Origin of the sequence: Maribacter litoralis (genome assembly GCF_902506355.1) — a bacterium.
Classification (GTDB): domain Bacteria; phylum Bacteroidota; class Bacteroidia; order Flavobacteriales; family Flavobacteriaceae; genus Maribacter; species Maribacter litoralis.
Map to the genome: position 1 here is coordinate 4,018,091 of NZ_LR733271.1, position 15,018 is coordinate 4,033,108.

19 protein-coding genes and 1 riboswitch are annotated in these 15,018 nt (G+C 36.6%); of the genes, 13 read left to right on the forward strand and 6 right to left on the reverse strand.

The features are described 5' to 3' along the window. Positions 1-13 precede the first annotated feature (13 nt). The 3 genes from EXIGUO8A_RS17060 to EXIGUO8A_RS17070 all read left to right on the forward strand — a co-directional run bounded on the left by EXIGUO8A_RS17060 (position 14) and on the right by EXIGUO8A_RS17070 (position 2,374). A complete protein-coding gene (locus tag EXIGUO8A_RS17060) occupies positions 14-751 on the forward strand; it encodes a DUF5995 family protein (RefSeq protein WP_262885587.1) in 738 nt (245 codons plus the stop codon). Between the two features lie 158 nt (positions 752-909). After that, positions 910-1,074 (forward strand): Lacal_2735 family protein, encoded by a 165-nt coding sequence (locus EXIGUO8A_RS17065; protein ID WP_159304096.1) that lies wholly within the window; start codon positions 910-912, stop codon positions 1,072-1,074. Between the two features lie 46 nt (positions 1,075-1,120). Further along, positions 1,121-2,374: an NAD(P)/FAD-dependent oxidoreductase gene (locus EXIGUO8A_RS17070; protein WP_159304097.1), complete on the forward strand. Its 1,254-nt coding sequence runs from the start codon at positions 1,121-1,123 to the stop codon at positions 2,372-2,374. A 29-nt stretch (positions 2,375-2,403) separates the two neighbouring features. On the opposite strand, the gene EXIGUO8A_RS17075 is transcribed toward EXIGUO8A_RS17070, so the two are convergent. Beyond that, positions 2,404-3,318: a helix-turn-helix domain-containing protein gene (locus EXIGUO8A_RS17075; protein ID WP_159304098.1), complete on the reverse strand. Its 915-nt coding sequence runs from the start codon at positions 3,316-3,318 to the stop codon at positions 2,404-2,406. Between the two features lie 150 nt (positions 3,319-3,468). Between EXIGUO8A_RS17075 and EXIGUO8A_RS17080 the strand changes: the two genes are divergently transcribed. Genes EXIGUO8A_RS17080 through EXIGUO8A_RS17100 form a run of 5 tightly spaced genes read left to right on the forward strand, consistent with a single transcriptional unit; the run spans position 3,469 to position 7,128 of the window. After that, complete coding sequence (locus EXIGUO8A_RS17080; protein WP_159304099.1) at positions 3,469-4,230, forward strand: hypothetical protein; 762 nt, start codon at positions 3,469-3,471, stop codon at positions 4,228-4,230. Positions 4,231-4,278: 48 nt separating this feature from the next. Beyond that, the gene (locus EXIGUO8A_RS17085; protein WP_236564510.1) at positions 4,279-5,502 is read left to right on the forward strand and encodes an alpha/beta hydrolase; all 1,224 of its coding nucleotides are present in this window, start codon (positions 4,279-4,281) and stop codon (positions 5,500-5,502) included. Next, the gene (locus EXIGUO8A_RS17090) at positions 5,402-5,875 is read left to right on the forward strand and encodes a cupin domain-containing protein (RefSeq protein WP_159304100.1); all 474 of its coding nucleotides are present in this window, start codon (positions 5,402-5,404) and stop codon (positions 5,873-5,875) included. The genes EXIGUO8A_RS17085 and EXIGUO8A_RS17090 overlap by 101 nt, the downstream gene beginning before the upstream one ends. 10 nt (positions 5,876-5,885) lie before the next feature. Next, a complete protein-coding gene (locus tag EXIGUO8A_RS17095; protein WP_236564511.1) occupies positions 5,886-6,656 on the forward strand; it encodes a carboxymuconolactone decarboxylase family protein in 771 nt (256 codons plus the stop codon). Between the two features lie 7 nt (positions 6,657-6,663). After that, positions 6,664-7,128, forward strand: coding sequence for a cupin domain-containing protein (locus tag EXIGUO8A_RS17100; RefSeq protein WP_159304101.1), 465 nt, complete (start codon positions 6,664-6,666; stop codon positions 7,126-7,128). A gap of 10 nt (positions 7,129-7,138) precedes the next feature. On the opposite strand, the gene thiH is transcribed toward EXIGUO8A_RS17100, so the two are convergent. Genes thiH through thiS form a run of 5 tightly spaced genes read right to left on the reverse strand, consistent with a single transcriptional unit; the run spans position 7,139 to position 10,573 of the window. Then, positions 7,139-8,251, reverse strand: coding sequence for a 2-iminoacetate synthase ThiH (gene thiH / locus EXIGUO8A_RS17105; RefSeq protein ID WP_159304102.1), 1,113 nt, complete (start codon positions 8,249-8,251; stop codon positions 7,139-7,141). A 6-nt stretch (positions 8,252-8,257) separates the two neighbouring features. After that, positions 8,258-9,022 (reverse strand): thiazole synthase, encoded by a 765-nt coding sequence (locus tag EXIGUO8A_RS17110; protein ID WP_159304103.1) that lies wholly within the window; start codon positions 9,020-9,022, stop codon positions 8,258-8,260. Position 9,023: 1 nt separating this feature from the next. After that, positions 9,024-9,677: a thiamine phosphate synthase gene (gene thiE / locus EXIGUO8A_RS17115; protein WP_159304104.1), complete on the reverse strand. Its 654-nt coding sequence runs from the start codon at positions 9,675-9,677 to the stop codon at positions 9,024-9,026. 14 nt (positions 9,678-9,691) lie between these two features. Next, positions 9,692-10,333, reverse strand: a complete 642-nt coding sequence (locus EXIGUO8A_RS17120; protein WP_159304105.1) for a thiamine phosphate synthase — start codon at positions 10,331-10,333, stop codon at positions 9,692-9,694. A 36-nt stretch (positions 10,334-10,369) separates the two neighbouring features. Next, positions 10,370-10,573 carry a sulfur carrier protein ThiS gene (gene thiS / locus EXIGUO8A_RS17125; RefSeq protein ID WP_159304106.1) on the reverse strand — a complete coding sequence of 68 codons (204 nt, stop codon included), beginning with the start codon at positions 10,571-10,573 and terminating at the stop codon, positions 10,370-10,372. Positions 10,574-10,678: 105 nt separating this feature from the next. After that, positions 10,679-10,772, reverse strand: a riboswitch (TPP riboswitch). A gap of 237 nt (positions 10,773-11,009) precedes the next feature. On the opposite strand from thiS, the gene EXIGUO8A_RS17130 reads away from it, so the two are divergent. From EXIGUO8A_RS17130 to EXIGUO8A_RS17150, 5 genes are all read left to right on the forward strand, one after another. Beyond that, on the forward strand, positions 11,010-12,059 hold the full coding sequence (locus EXIGUO8A_RS17130) for a serine hydrolase domain-containing protein (protein WP_159304107.1): 1,050 nt from the start codon (positions 11,010-11,012) through the stop codon (positions 12,057-12,059). A gap of 120 nt (positions 12,060-12,179) precedes the next feature. Further along, a complete protein-coding gene (locus EXIGUO8A_RS17135; protein ID WP_159304108.1) occupies positions 12,180-12,911 on the forward strand; it encodes an NAD(P)-dependent oxidoreductase in 732 nt (243 codons plus the stop codon). Between the two features lie 20 nt (positions 12,912-12,931). Next, entirely contained in the window at positions 12,932-13,498 is a 567-nt protein-coding gene (locus EXIGUO8A_RS17140; RefSeq protein ID WP_159304109.1) for a hypothetical protein, read from the forward strand. A gap of 138 nt (positions 13,499-13,636) precedes the next feature. Continuing rightward, positions 13,637-14,236, forward strand: coding sequence for a DUF6642 family protein (locus EXIGUO8A_RS17145; protein WP_159304110.1), 600 nt, complete (start codon positions 13,637-13,639; stop codon positions 14,234-14,236). Between the two features lie 122 nt (positions 14,237-14,358). After that, positions 14,359-14,931 (forward strand): Crp/Fnr family transcriptional regulator, encoded by a 573-nt coding sequence (locus tag EXIGUO8A_RS17150; RefSeq protein WP_159304111.1) that lies wholly within the window; start codon positions 14,359-14,361, stop codon positions 14,929-14,931. Positions 14,932-15,018 lie beyond the last annotated feature (87 nt).

The window sequence follows — 15,018 nt, forward strand, 5'->3', positions numbered from 1 at the left end:
CCGACCAACCACCATACAGCAAGTACTAGATCAATTGGATATCATTATTGATGATGCCATTACAACGAATAGCCGCATTGGTTATTTCGCCTATCTCTATAGAAGGGTTACCGCTGAAATTCAAAATGAAATAGTGTTAGGTAACTTTGAGGACAATGCCCGCATGGAAATTTTTGATGTTGCCTTTGCCAACTATTATATTGATGCATATAATGGCTATACCAGACAAACACCCATAAGTAAATCTTGGCAGTTCGCTTTTAGTGCTAAAAACGAACCTTTAACCATTTTACAGCATATCATGTTAGGTATCAATACCCATATTAATCTTGATTTAGGATTAGCCGCAAGCGCTGTAATGCAAGGCAAACAAATTAGCGATATAGAAAATGATTTTAATATCGTAAATAATATTCTTGGTAATATCGTCAATGAAATGCAAGACAGATTAAGTAGGGTTTCTCCCTTGTTATTTATATTGGACATTGCAGGTAAGAATACCGATGAAGAAATCATCAATTTTAGTTTAGGTAAAGCAAGGGCACTATCATGGTATAATGCCAATTTATTATGGGGTTTGGGAGTTGGGCACCAAGATGATGCGATACGCAATATGGATTTAACTGTTTTACGATTGGGAGAATTCATCAAATCTCCAAAATCATCATTTATCACTTATACCCTTAAGTTTATAGGAAAGTTCGAAGAAAAGAATGTGGGCAAGGTAATTTCTAGGTTGCGGGAAGATTAAAGTTAATTTTCATCCTTTGTATGCCACTCTTAACTTTTGCAAAGCTTTTATTACAAAGTTACTTCTAACTATTTGTTTAATTTTTTATATAAATAATTAAACATTATGTATTTTTGAATTATCATTTATTGAGATTAATTCATAGAAATACTAAAAATATGTTCAGAATTTTTAAAAAGAAGTCGGAAAAAGAAAAATTACAATCTCAATATGAAAAGCTGCTGAAAGAAGCTCATACATTGTCTACGGCAAACAGAAAAATGAGTGATCAAAAAGCTTTTGAAGCTGATGAAATAATGAAAAAAATTGAAATGCTTCCTTAATTTCACCTTTCTAATTAGGAATAGTATTAAAGCGTAGAAGGTAATTATGGAAAAGCAGAATTATAAAATACATATTGTTGGTGCCGGTGTTAGCGGATTAATAGCTGCGACTGTATTAGAACAAAAAGGATTTTCTCCCATAATTCTTGAAGCAACAGAAAGAGCAGGAGGTAGGGTAAAAACGGATATTATAAACGGATATCAATTAGACCAAGGGTTTCAAGTGCTACTTACAGCCTATCCTGCCGCTCAAAAATATCTAAATTATAAATCTTTGTACCTACAACGCTTTTTACCTGGCGCAGCAATTTTCAAGCATACAAAACAACACGTTATAGGCGACCCGCTTAGAGATATAAGCCTCATATTCTCAACACTATTCGCAAATATTGGTACCGTTGCTGATAAATTGAAAGTTTTACGATTAAATACAAAACTTAAAAATAAATCCCTTTCAGATATTTTTGAAACCAAAGAGCAATCGACTCTTTCTTACTTAACGGATTTTGGCTTTTCAGCCGATATGATAAATGACTTTTTTAAACCTTTCTTCGGTGGAATTTTTCTTGAAGACCAATTAGAAACATCTAGTAGAATGTTTGAGTTTGTTTATAAAATGTTCGGCGAAGGTGATGCGGCAGTACCAAAAGGAGGGATGGAAGAAATTCCAAAGCAATTAGTCCGTCAGCTACAAAACACTTCTATAAACTACAATACCGCAGTAGCTTCCATAAGCGAAAAAGAAATCCTACTTACCAACGGTACTAAAATAGAAAGCGATTTTACGATTGTTGCAACAGAACCTAGTCAACTAATCAGAAATCTAAAGAATCAAGCTACGGAATGGCATAGTTGTGACACCTTATATTTTGAAACCGAAAACAGAAAAATCAATAAAAAATTAATCGGACTTCTACCTGAAACCGACTCGTTAATCAATAACATTTTTTACCCCACAAGTCTTGAAACCATGGTTAGCGGCGGTAAGGAATTGCTTTCGGTAAAGGTAGTTAACAATAAAGGGGTAACTGGAAAAGAGCTTGTAAAAAGCGTTCAAAAAGAATTAAGTGAATACTTTGGCATAACCCCCTGTACATTTATAAAACATTACCATATTCCTATTTCTTTACCAAACTTGAGCCAACTGCAATACGAAGTACCGCCTTCTGAAACACGCTTGACCGAAACCATTTATTTAGCAGGAGATGTACAATTGAACGGTTCCTTAAATGCCGCAATGTTAGCAGGAGAAAGTGCGGCTCATGGTGTACTGGAAAACTTAGAAGGTTTGTTTAAATAGTGATTTTCAAACTTCTAGTTTTAATCTGTTTAATTCAACGTCGCCCTAAACTCTTTAGGGGAACGCCCTACTTTTTGTTTGAACAAACGGCTAAAATGCTGTGGATATTTAAAGCCGAGTTCATAGGCGATTTCACTGACCGATTTGTTAGGGTCGAATACTTTTTCCTTAGCTACATCTATCAATTTCGCTTGAATATATTCTTGGGCAGATTTGCCGGTTTCCTTTTTAACCAAGTCCCCAAAATAATTGGAGGATAAATGAAGCTGATCCGCAAAATAAGCTACCGAAGGCAAACCATTGATCTTTGGCTTTTCCGATGAAAAATATTGAGAAAGTAGATGATCAAACTTCTCTAAAGTACCCTTATTCACTACTTCACGTGTAATGAATTGCCTGTCATAAAAACGAAGGCAATAATCTAAAAATAGTTCAATATTCGTCACAATCAGTTTCTTGCTATGTTTATCAATGGGCTGTTCCAATTCAAACTGAATTTTTTCCAATAAACTCAAGATTAGCTTTCGCTCTTTAGCGGATAAATGCAAAGCCTCATTACTTGAGTACGCAAAGAAATTAAATTCGTGAATCTTATTTGCCAAACTTGTACCCAGCAATAGGTCTGGGTGAAAAAGCAAAGCATAGCCTTTGGGTACAAAACCCGGTTCATAGCCGCCAAGTTCAATAGTCTGGTTGGGCGCCATAAAAACCAAGGTACCTTCGTCATAGTCATATGAGTTACCGCCATACTTAAGTTTACAACCCACTGCATCTTTCAAAAAAATAGCATAACAGCTGTAATGAAATCCGTCGTAGGATTTATTGGTATATCCGGATTGGTTTACCTTTTTAAAATCGACAATACCTACCAAAGGATGCAGAACTTCGTAATTTCTTAATTTAAAGTAGTCTGCAATGGTTTTAATTTCTAAAATATTCTTCACAACTCATTGTATTTAAAATAAAGATAACCTATTGATGATCACATCATCAAGCTACATATGTATTATCTGTAATTTTGGTATAAACATCCGTTATTTGGGTAGTATACTACCCTTTTTCTTAGTCTAATTTTGACATTGTAATCACGTACAATGAAGAAGATAGGAACTTTAATGTTATTGCTGTTATTCAGTACCGCTAATGCACAGGAAAATGCAAAAGATGAAAACTATAGGTTTTTAGATGACTTTAGAGGAAGTGCTAGCATCACCCACAATGGCGTTTCATTGGTTCCTTCTTTTTCTTTAGGTGATCCCGCTTTGCTATTCGATTTAAAATTCATCAAAAATAAGTTTAGTTTTGAGCCTGACATCCGTTTTTCCCTTGATGCCAAACCGTGGACGATGCTTTTTTGGTTTCGCTATAAAGTGATTGAAAAAGAAAAGTTTTCACTGAGGGTAGGGGCGCATCCCGGACTGAATTTTAGAACTGTAAATGTTATTAGAAACGGAAATACCGAAGAACTTTTAGAATCTAGAAGGTATTTGGGTGCCGAAGTGGTACCCAGTTATAAATTATCAAAGCATACGAGTATTGGTATGTATTATCTATATGGTCGCGGTTTTGATGCTGGGGTAAAAGAAACTAATTTTTTGGTGCTCAATGCTGCCTTTAGTCAAATTCCCATTTCAGAATCGTTTTTTATCAATTTTACACCTCAAGTTTACTATCTTACCTCTGACGATTTAACCGGATATTATATCTCAGCGTTCTTGACCATTGGTAAAAAGCAATGTCCACTTTCGTTGACAGGTGTTATAAATAAAGGCATAAGCACCCAAATATTGCCCGATGATGATTTCACTTGGAGCGTGCTATTGAACTATAGTTTTCCAACAAAAAGAAAGATTTAAAAAAAGGCATAACCCCTTAATAAAATGAATACATAAACAAAGTAATACATGATAAAGCTAAAATATACAGTAGTACTTACAAGCATACTTTTATGTATTGGCTGTAATGAACAAAACAAGCAAATAGCAGATAATCCTGTTGAATCGAATGATATTATTTCTATTCAAGAACAAGGGACTTTTGCCGTTGGTGGTTCGGTTAAGAAAAGCTCTGGCACTTTCGACCCCATTGCCCATGGTGCTTTTAATCCCACAAATCAAAGTACCGAAGGGCAGACCTTGCATGGTGACCACGCGTCGGTATTCTATCAAATTCCTACAGAACCTCGCAATCTTCCGCTAGTGTTTTGGCACGGCTACGGTCAGTCCATGCGAACTTGGCAAAGCACTCCAGATAACAGGGAAGGATTTCAAAGTATATTCCTTAAGAAACGGTATCCTGTCTATTTATTAGATCAACCCAGAAGGGGATTGGCAGGACAAAGCTTAGAGCCAAAAACATTGGAATCTAAAACTGAAGATCAGCTTTGGTTCGGCATATTCAGAATGGGCGAGGGTACACGTTTTTATCCGAACGTTCAATTTTCTAAGGACCCTGAAGCTTTAGATCAATTTTTCCGTCGTAGTACACCAGATACGGGACCTTTAAACATCAATCTTAATATTGAAGCGGTTTCTCAATTATTCGGAAAAATTGGTGACGGAATCCTTGTTACCCATTCCCATAGTGGCGGACAAGGTTGGAGTGCCGCCCTAAAGACCGATCGTATAAAAGCTATAGTAGCGTACGAACCTGGTAGTAATTTTGTTTTTCCGGAAGATAACATTCCTGAGCCTATTTCCAATGTAGGCGGAACATTACGTGCTAAAGGTGTTGCTATGGTAGAGTTTCAAAAACTGACCAAAATTCCCATTGTAATTTATTATGGGGATTACATCCCTGAAACTGAAGTTGAAAACCCTGGTCAAGACCAATGGCGTGCCGCTCTTTCCATGGCACGTAAATGGACAAAAACCGTAAATGACGCTGGTGGTGACGTTACTTTAGTAGTGTTACCTGAAATAGGAATCAAGGGAAACACGCACTTTCCCATGTCCGATTTAAATAATCAAGAAATAGCCGATGTAATGTACAATTGGCTAGAAGAAATTAAACTAAAAAATAAAAGAAATGAAAAATCTAATTACAACAGTACTGTTTATGCTTCCTATCTGCATTTTTGCCCAAAATACGGACTACAAAGTATCCTCATACAAAGACGAGGGCTTTAAGGCACCAAATACGCATTACCTTGGCGAAGCTTGGTTGAACGGTGTATTACAGGCTGATGATGAAACCGACTTTAATATTACCAAAGCCACTTTTAAGGCAAATTCTACGTTAGACTGGCACAAACATTCAACCTCTCAAATTCTTATTTACGTAGACGGTGAAGGCTATTATCAAGAAAGAGGAAAAGACCCTGTGATACTTAAAGCAGGCGATGTGATCAAATGTGATAAAGAAACAGAGCACTGGCACGCTTCAACTAAAGATAGTGATGTTACCTATTTAGCGATTTATGGAGGAGGACAACCCACCACATGGACCGAAGTGGTAACACAAGAATATTATGATAGTGTTGCCGATCAACTGAACGACTAATTCATTAATCATGAAATTAAAGATATTTAGATTTAAACCTATCATGCTTTTAAGAAGTATTCTTAGCACGATGACAGTTTTGGTTTGGGTAGTATTATTTATCAGTTGTCAATCAATAGCACAACAAGCAACATCAGATAATGCTTTATCCAACCAAGAGAAAAGTATAATCAAAATTGCAAGTCACACTGCCCAAGGTAATTTATCTCAGCTCAAGGATGTTCTAAATGAAGGCTTAGACCATAAGCTCACCGTAAATGAAGTTAAAGAGATATTGGTTCATTTGTATGCCTATGCAGGGTTCCCAAGAAGTATACGCGGTTTGCAAACACTTTTAGAAGTGCTGGAAGAAAGAACAGCTAAAGGTATAGATGATGAGTGGGGACCAGAAGCCACAACTATTGACGATTCCAGCAGTAAATATGAACGGGGAAAGACTGTTTTGGAAGAACTTGTTGGTAGACCGTTGGATGGAAAACCAGAATACCAGAAGTTTTCACCTGAAATGGACAGGTTTCTTAAAGAGCATCTATTTGCGGATATTTTTGAGCGAGATGTACTTACCTATAAACAACGTGAACTAGTGACCATTTCGGTCATTGCAAGTTTGGGAAGTTTAGAGCCTATGCTAAGAAGCCACTTAAACCTTTCATTGAACGTGGGTTGGCTATCCGAACAATTGATAGAGTTTACCGAAATCTTAGTAAAAACTACAACTGAAGATAATGTTCTTGCAACAAAAACAGTACTTACAGAAGTATTGAAAAGTAGAACCGAATAAAACAGCCATGAAAAATACCGGATACTTTACTATCGCTATGTTACTGTTACTTTTGTCCGCATGCATGACGCCAAAAGAAAGTAAAAAAGAAGCTGAACTGTTCGAGAAAGGGACTCAAATAGAAAACTCGAATTTTACGGGTACCGCGTGGTTAAATATGTTGACAGCGCCGGACAGTTTAAATACCATGTATGCCGGTTTGGTTACTTTTGAACCCGCCGCACGTACTAATTGGCATTCACATCCGGCAGGGCAAATATTAATCGTAACCCAAGGTGAAGGTTACTATCAAGAAGAAGGAAAGCCCAAACGTATATTAAGTATAGGAGAGACGATAAAGTGCTTACCAAATATAAAACACTGGCATGGTGCCGCTGCAAATTCCGAGTTTGCACATATTGCCATATCTGACCGCCAAAAAGGTGCTGCGGAATGGTTTCAACCCGTTACGGATGATGAATATCTTAAATAACGTAAGTTGTCTATTCCCAATTATTAGCCCAATCTTTCCAAACCACATCAAGTCCTTGCGATTTTAGCATAGCGGTGATTTCTTCCGTAGGTCTTTCATCAGATATTTCAAACTGTTCTAAAGATTCGGGCGCAACTGCATACCCACCGGGATTGGTTTTGGACTCCGCACTAATTGAGGTGATACCTAAATTGACAATGTTATTTCTAAAGATTTCGCTTTCACGCGTAGAAATAGAGAGTTCTACATCTTCATCCAATAATCTAAAGGCACAGATTAGTTGCACCAAACCTGGATCGGTCATTTCAACCTTTGGTTCTAAGCCACCTGAATGTGGTCGTAATCTTGGGAAAGAAATGGAGTACTTTGTTTTCCAATACGTCTTCTGCAAATACTTTAAGTGCAATGCTGTAAAAAAGCTATCGGCTCGCCAATCTTCTAACCCAAATAAAGCTCCTAATCCAATTTTATGAATACCTGCTTTGCCTAAGCGATCGGGAGTATCCAGTCTAAAATCAAAATTGGATTTCTTACCCTTCGGATGGTGTTTTTTATACTCATCTCTATGATAGGTTTCTTGATATACTAAAACCGCATAGAGTCCGCTCTCTATCAATTGCTCATATTCATCTTGTAACAATGGTTGTACCTCTATGGTAATATTAGCAAACTGCGAACGAATCAATTGTAAGGCATTATCGATATAATCAACGCCAACTGTTCTATTTGCCTCACCAGTTACCAATAGAATATGGTCATAGCCTTTAGATTTTATATAAGCTACTTCTTTTAAGATTTCGGCATCCGTTAGCGTTTTTCTTGGAATTTTGTTCGTCATGCTAAAGCCGCAATACGTACAAATATTCTGGCACTCATTGCTCAAGTACATGGGCGAATACATTTGTATGGTATTCCCAAATCTCTTTTTTGTCAATTGACGGCTTAGCTGTGCCATTTGCTCCAAATACGGTTTGGCAGCGGGTGAAATCAATGCTTTAAAATCCTCTAAGTCTCTTTTCGTATTGCCCAAAGCCCGTAATACATCGTTCTCTGTTTTAGAAAAAATACTGGCTAGGGTATCGTCCCAATTATAGGTGTCGAAAATATCTTTAAAACTGCCCATATTACTTTAATTCAAAAAACTGGTTAACGGACTACTGGCTTCCGCTTTTTTGTGGACTACCGGAGCCAACTTTGCTTCATAAGCCATTCTGCCCGCAGCTACTGCCATTTTAAACGCTTTGCCCATTTCAACGGGATTCTGGGAAACAGCTATCGCCGTGTTGACCAAAACTGCATCTGCACCTAATTCCATCGCATAAGCAGCATGTGATGGTGCACCAATACCGGCATCTACAATTACGGGCACATTGCTTTGGTCAATGATGATCTCCAAAAACTCTTGTGTTTTTAATCCTTTGTTACTTCCTATAGGGGCGCCTAAAGGCATAACGCACTGAACACCCACTTCTTCCAGACGTTTGCACAACACGGGATCTGCATGTATGTAAGGCATCACAACGAACCCTAATTTTACAAGTTCCTCAGCGGCTTTAAGGGTTTCAATAGGGTCGGGGAGTAGGTATTTTGGATCCGGATGAATTTCCAATTTCACCCAGTTGGTCTCTAAAGCCTCACGGGATAACTGCGCTGCAAATACCGCTTCTTTTGCCGTACGTACTCCCGATGTATTCGGTAATAAATTGATATGTGCATGGTTTAAATGACGTAAAATATCATCTTGACTATCTTCAACATCTACACGTTTTAACGCCACTGTTACCAACTCACTCTCAGAAGCCAATATGGCCTCTTTCATTACGATAGATGAACTGAATTTTCCCGTTCCCGTAAACAATCTGGAGTTAAACTTTTTGTCCGCTATCTGTAACATATTATTTTCTTTTTTCTTCGGATATCCAACGCTGCTCGTCAAGTGGACCTCCATTAATCAATTTTTTAAATTCTGATATTGTATTGAAATTCCGTGTTATTTCACCCGATACGGCAATACCATGAACACCGGTTTTCATTATTTCGGCAACATCGTCTATAACAATACCACCTATAGCAATAACCGGTATTTCTGCTTTCAGTTCTTCCAATATGGTCAAGTAACCGTTTAAGCCCAAAACCGGACTCAAATTTTCTTTGGTCTCTGTAAAGCGAAAAGGACCCAAACCTATATAGTCCACTTTCTTTTCGATTAAAGCTTCACAATCTTCGAGGGTATTGGCAGTGCCGCCTATAATCTGCCAAGAAGAAAGTTCTTTTCTAGCTACAGTGGGGCACGTATCTGTTTTACCCAAATGAACACCATCGGCTTTTACCGCTGCAGCAATCTTATAAAAATCGTTGATTATCAATCTAGTTTGATATTTCTCAGTGATTTCCCTTGCTTTTTTTGCCGTTTCCCATACCACTTTACCAGGTAATTTTTTAAGTCGTAACTGTACCAATTCAGCTCCTGCCGTACAGGCTTTTTGTATATGATCTAAATGCTCTTCTGGTGTTTTCCCCTGTGATATATAATGTAATGTTGGAATCATATAATTTCTTTAACTTAAATGTCTTTTGTTGTATTTCTTAGCGATGTTTTTCGCTGCTCTTGAACAACAGTTTCATATTGCTTTTTCAATGCCACGAAGCTTTCCACAGGGTTTTCCATATTCCACACTCCTCCTAACACGCCTATTCCTTTGAAACCCAGCTTCAGCGTGGCTGCTACTTTATTATCGCTAATACCGCCCATACCTACGATCAATTTGTCAATGTGGTTGACATCAAAGCCTTTGCCTTCATATCCCTTTTTAGAAATAGATGAAAATACCGGACTCAGTAAATGGTAATCAAATTCGAACTCGCATTCTTCCAAAACTTTTGGATCGTGAAAAGAGGAACTTATGGTTTTACCATACATATTCAACTTTTTAAAATACTGCCCAGGGTTATCAATATGATCTATTCGCATTTGCTCTTGAAAATGCAATCCCTTAAGATTATAACTATTGATCAGTTCATGATGTAAGTGCACCACAATTCTATCATGGTATTTTTTATCGATACCATCTAAGTAATCACAATGTTCTTGATAGTCTTTAAATGGTTTCCTCAAATGATAATACTCCAAGCCCTCTTGAAACAGCTCATGTAAAATGACTTTCTCATTGGGTATATCTTTTTCCGGTGCTATTACTACGATCATTTGTTTTGGTTTATGCGGTTAGCAGTTCTATTTTCTTTAACCTCCTTGTGTAGCCCTTATAATCAGTACCTCATCATTTTCGGTTAACGTTTTATTTCCCCATGTTGCTTTAGAGACGATGTTTTCATTTACGGCAACTGCTATACCGTTCACAGAAATGTCCAGTTCTTTAATGATTTCCTCTAGCGTAGTAGTTTCTGCTATTTTTTTAGGGGTGTCGTTTACTTTTATGTGTATCATCTGCTTCATTAATTAATCAAAAGTGCATAACGCAACATTGATATGGATTACGGTGTAAACAGAAAGAATTGATCTAATGGATTGAAAAACGGAAAGTTCAGGAGATTAATCCTGTTAACTTTTCCCTACGTTGATCTTAATCAAATCAGGTTCTAAGGATATTTCTCAAACTATGAAATAGCTACTCCTAAAGTTTACATCGCTAAATTAAGAATTTGATGTGAGATATGATTCTGAAAGTAGCATTGATTGATTATTTAATTAGAGTTTAACACGAAATCTAAATACGATACATTATAAAATACTTTTATATATGAGTTTTTTATAGCACAAAACAATTCATCCTCAATAAATTACAATTCGGTAATTCTCAATTTAATGTTATCTTGATTCCATTATAAGTTTGCATCATCAATCAAACGGACAGCATCGAAACATGGAAAATACTAAACCAAAAACCAGTAAGAAAAAACAGATTTTCAGAATCATATTATTTACAAGTACATTCATATCGTTATGGTTTGTACCGTGGATTTTAGTGAAAGCATGGATTTTACCATTACCGAATACGGTACAAGAGCAAGTAGATCAAACCTTAGGCTACGGATTTGACGGTGTCATTGTCTACGTTGATGAAGCTGGTAAGCCACCGGCATTCTATACCGCAGGTTATCACAATAGCGCAAAGCAAATACCTGCCAAACCAAACGCCTTATTCAAAATTGCAAGTATTAGTAAGCTGTATGTCGCTGTTGCCATTACAAGATTAGCTAATGAAAATCGTATTTCTTTAGATAAACCGCTTACCGATTATTTTCCTGAGCTTTCAGGTAGAGTTGAAAATGCCGATAAAATTACGTTGAGAATGATGGTACAGCACCGAAGCGGTATTCCCAATTTCACCGACAATCCTGAGTATTGGAAAAACCAACCGAACACCGATGTAGATGTGCTTAAATATGCATTGGATTTACCAGCGAACTTTGAACCCAACAAAGATTATGGATACTCCAATACCAATTACTTACTGCTTTCCCGAATTATAGAACAGGTTACTGGTGGTAGCCGACAAGATTATTTCAAAAAGGAAATCTTAATACCACTTGGACTCAACAATACGTACGGATCTATCAACGAAGTGAATATCGAAGATGTTATGAGTGGTTATTATGTAGGAATAGATAAAGACTTTAAAAACGAGGATAACGGTATGATGTTGGCTACCGCAGAAGATGTTGGTAAATTCTTAAGAGCATTGAACGACGGCTCTTTACTTAATGAACAGGAAATGGAAATCTACACCTCACTTTATGAATTTAATCATGGAGGCTTGGCTGCTGGTTACCAATGTCTGGCAGAATACCATAAAGATATTGATGCCGTGGTCGTGCAATTTATGAATACGACAGATTTTGAAGGCTATCAATGGAACTTATTAGAAATAACTCATAGCAGAGTGGTTAAAATACTACGTGAAGGAAAATAGCTAAAAAATATTATAACTAACTTATAATTAAATACATACATAAACTTGTAACAAGTATAGTTTTACATCGTCTTACAGGCAAATCATCAATCAATCAATCAATCAATCAATCAAATTAGTATGAAAATTTTAGTGGTCGGCGCCAGTGGTGCCACAGGTAGCCAATTGGTAGCGCAACTTCTTTTGCAACAACACTTTGTTAAAGTAATTGTACGTTCTCCCCATAAGCTTCCTGAATCATGGAAGAACAATGAGCATCTACAAATTATAACAGCTAGCATTCTTGACCTAAGCGAAAATGAAATGCGGATAATAGTAAATGATTGCGATGCAGTAGCATCGTGCCTAGGGCATAATTTAACCTGGAATGGTATTTACGGGCAACCCAGAAAATTGGTTACCGATGCTACAAAACGCCTGTGTAATGCCATAAAATCCAATAAATTAGAACGTACTACAAAGTATGTTCTGATGAATACCACCGGGAATCGAAATCGTGATTTGAACGAACGGATTTCTTTCGCCCAAAAATTCGTTATTGGTTTGCTTCGCTTATTACTTCCGCCTCATGTAGATAATGAAAAAGCGGCAGATTATCTACGTACCCAAATTGGTCAAAACAATAAAGCCATTGAATGGGTAGCTGTTAGACCAGACGGATTAATAAATGAAGACCAGGTTAGTGATTATGAAATTTTTCCTTCACCTACACGTAGCGCCATATTTAATGCCGGTAAAGTGAGCCGTATTAATGTTGCCCATTTTATGGCTGATTTAATCAATAACCATAGTTTATGGAATAAGTGGAAGGGGCAAATGCCGGTAATCTATAGTTCACCGCAGGACAATTAATTAAACAACATAAAAGTAAAATGGAAAGATTTATAAAACAGTTAGAAAAACAACATTCTGGCAAGAAGGTGCTGGTGCTTTTTTTACTCACCAATATCGTTTATGCGTATATGCTGTTAGTTACCATTCCGGCAACGATGGCCTTCTCGAACGGATTGCAATTATTGGATATGATGCCCGCAGGATATGATTTAGAGGTTGTAAACACCCTTTTTCATACACTAGGCCATATTGGTCGCCAAACGTATCTCAACAAACAACTTCCTGTAGATATGATTTACCCATTACTCTTTGGTATTTCTTATGCAGCAGTACTGGCTTATTTCCTCACGAAACTACCTAAATTGAACCCTAATTACTTATACCTGTGTCTATTGCCTATAATTGCCGGTATAGCGGATTATATAGAAAACATCGGTATTATTTCCATGCTAAATGCTTTCCCAACCGTTACAGAAACTTCTGTACATATCACAAGCTTATTTTCAGTTATTAAAAGTAGTACTACCACTATATATTTTTTAGTTTTAATAGTCATCTTGATTATACTTGGTTTACGTAGGTTGAAATCTAGAAGCAAAAATTAGCAGCATTAGCAAAACCCAACAACTATCAGTAGGAGGGAAGCACTAGCCATAAGAACTTATTTTTATCCTAAAAAGGCTAAAAAGAGTAAGTACATTACTGTAATTTTGTATTTCATGCACCCCAAATAATTCAAAAGCTTGCTAGAAAAAAGACGACAATTACCCCAAACCCAATTAACAGATGAAGACCATTTCATATACTGTTTAGAAGGTGTCGATGATATAGAAACCGAACAACTTACCGAAGCACAACAAAGCTTGGAACAACTCGCCATGAAATATGGCATTGCAAGTATCTACAAAACGTGCGATACTATAGAAGGACTTGAAGATAGCCTAAACGCATTGGTGTTAGATGATCATAATTTTAAGGATTATGAAATCATTTATTTAGTAATGCATGGCGAAGCAAATAGTATCTGCTTAAACGACTATTACTATACATTACAGGAAATTGCCGAAATTTTTGAAGGTCGCTTAAAAGGCAAAATCCTGCATTTTTCAAATGCAAAAATTCTTGACCTAGACGAAGAAGAAGCCCAGTACTTTTTAGATATTACAAACGCCAAAGCCGTTTCTGGCTACGGAAATGCTTTTAACGGCGTAAGCAGTGCAAATCTTGATAAAGCATTCTTTAACTTGTTTAAAGAAGATGATGATATGTTTGAGGTCGTAGAAGAGCTGCACCAAAGGCATTACAATGTCTGTAAAATGTTAGATTTTAGATTGTATTATTAGAGTTGACAATAGCAACAAGTGTATACACTCTAATTTTTCTTTATTCTCTGTTTGCTTTAGTTATCATTAATTAGGGTGATTATTTTACTTGGGTATTTGTTAAAGAAAAGTATTTTTGTTTTATGGAAGACCAGTTACAGTTACTAAAACAACATTTTGAAGAAATCGTTTCTTTAACTGATGATGAATGGAATTTTGTACAATCGCACTTTGAATTTAAAAGTCTTAAAAAACACCAATTTTTAATACAAGTAGGTCAACCTGTAGATTTTGAATATTGGATTATCAAAGGCTTAGTAAAAGCGTATTCCATAGACGAAAAAGGCAAAGAACACATTCTTCAATTTGCTATGGAAAACTATTGGGTGAGCGACCATTGTGCTTTTCAACATCAAGAACCAGGTACTATTTTTGTAGATTGTCTTGAAGATTCTGAGTTTTTCTGTTTGTCTTTAGAGAACAGGGAAAAAATTTGTTTTGAAGTCCCTGCCGTTGCCAACTTTTTCAGAATTAAATCAAACCACGGTTACATCAATCTGCAACAAAGAATCTTGTCTTTGCTTACAATGACTGCAGAAAGCAGGTATGAGTATATATTAAATAAACTTCCAAAATTAATACAACGCGTTCCTAAAAAATTAATCGCTTCCTATTTAGGTGTATCCAGAGAGACTTTAAGTCGTTTTAACAGCTAAAAGTGACCAAAATCACTTTTCAAAATTGATATACCTCACAAAAAATCCGTGATGTATGTCCTCGCACACCCCTTTGTTTTCATAGAA

Excerpts from the sequence above, each read along its gene's own strand:
- EXIGUO8A_RS17065 (WP_159304096.1), top strand. The coding sequence starts at position 910 with ATGTTCAGAATTTTTAAAAAGAAGTCGGAAAAAGAAAAATTACAATCT.
- EXIGUO8A_RS17070 (WP_159304097.1), top strand. The coding sequence starts at position 1,121 with ATGGAAAAGCAGAATTATAAAATACATATTGTTGGTGCCGGTGTTAGC.
- EXIGUO8A_RS17080 (WP_159304099.1), top strand. The coding sequence starts at position 3,469 with ATGAAGAAGATAGGAACTTTAATGTTATTGCTGTTATTCAGTACCGCT.
- EXIGUO8A_RS17085 (WP_236564510.1), top strand. The coding sequence starts at position 4,279 with ATGATAAAGCTAAAATATACAGTAGTACTTACAAGCATACTTTTATGT.
- EXIGUO8A_RS17090 (WP_159304100.1), top strand. The coding sequence starts at position 5,402 with ATGAAAAATCTAATTACAACAGTACTGTTTATGCTTCCTATCTGCATT.
- EXIGUO8A_RS17095 (WP_236564511.1), top strand. The coding sequence starts at position 5,886 with ATGAAATTAAAGATATTTAGATTTAAACCTATCATGCTTTTAAGAAGT.
- EXIGUO8A_RS17100 (WP_159304101.1), top strand. The coding sequence starts at position 6,664 with ATGAAAAATACCGGATACTTTACTATCGCTATGTTACTGTTACTTTTG.
- thiH (WP_159304102.1), bottom strand. The coding sequence starts at position 8,251 with ATGGGCAGTTTTAAAGATATTTTCGACACCTATAATTGGGACGATACC.
- EXIGUO8A_RS17110 (WP_159304103.1), bottom strand. The coding sequence starts at position 9,022 with ATGTTACAGATAGCGGACAAAAAGTTTAACTCCAGATTGTTTACGGGA.
- thiE (WP_159304104.1), bottom strand. The coding sequence starts at position 9,677 with ATGATTCCAACATTACATTATATATCACAGGGGAAAACACCAGAAGAG.
- EXIGUO8A_RS17120 (WP_159304105.1), bottom strand. The coding sequence starts at position 10,333 with ATGATCGTAGTAATAGCACCGGAAAAAGATATACCCAATGAGAAAGTC.
- thiS (WP_159304106.1), bottom strand. The coding sequence starts at position 10,573 with ATGATACACATAAAAGTAAACGACACCCCTAAAAAAATAGCAGAAACT.
- EXIGUO8A_RS17130 (WP_159304107.1), top strand. The coding sequence starts at position 11,010 with ATGGAAAATACTAAACCAAAAACCAGTAAGAAAAAACAGATTTTCAGA.
- EXIGUO8A_RS17135 (WP_159304108.1), top strand. The coding sequence starts at position 12,180 with ATGAAAATTTTAGTGGTCGGCGCCAGTGGTGCCACAGGTAGCCAATTG.
- EXIGUO8A_RS17140 (WP_159304109.1), top strand. The coding sequence starts at position 12,932 with ATGGAAAGATTTATAAAACAGTTAGAAAAACAACATTCTGGCAAGAAG.
- EXIGUO8A_RS17150 (WP_159304111.1), top strand. The coding sequence starts at position 14,359 with ATGGAAGACCAGTTACAGTTACTAAAACAACATTTTGAAGAAATCGTT.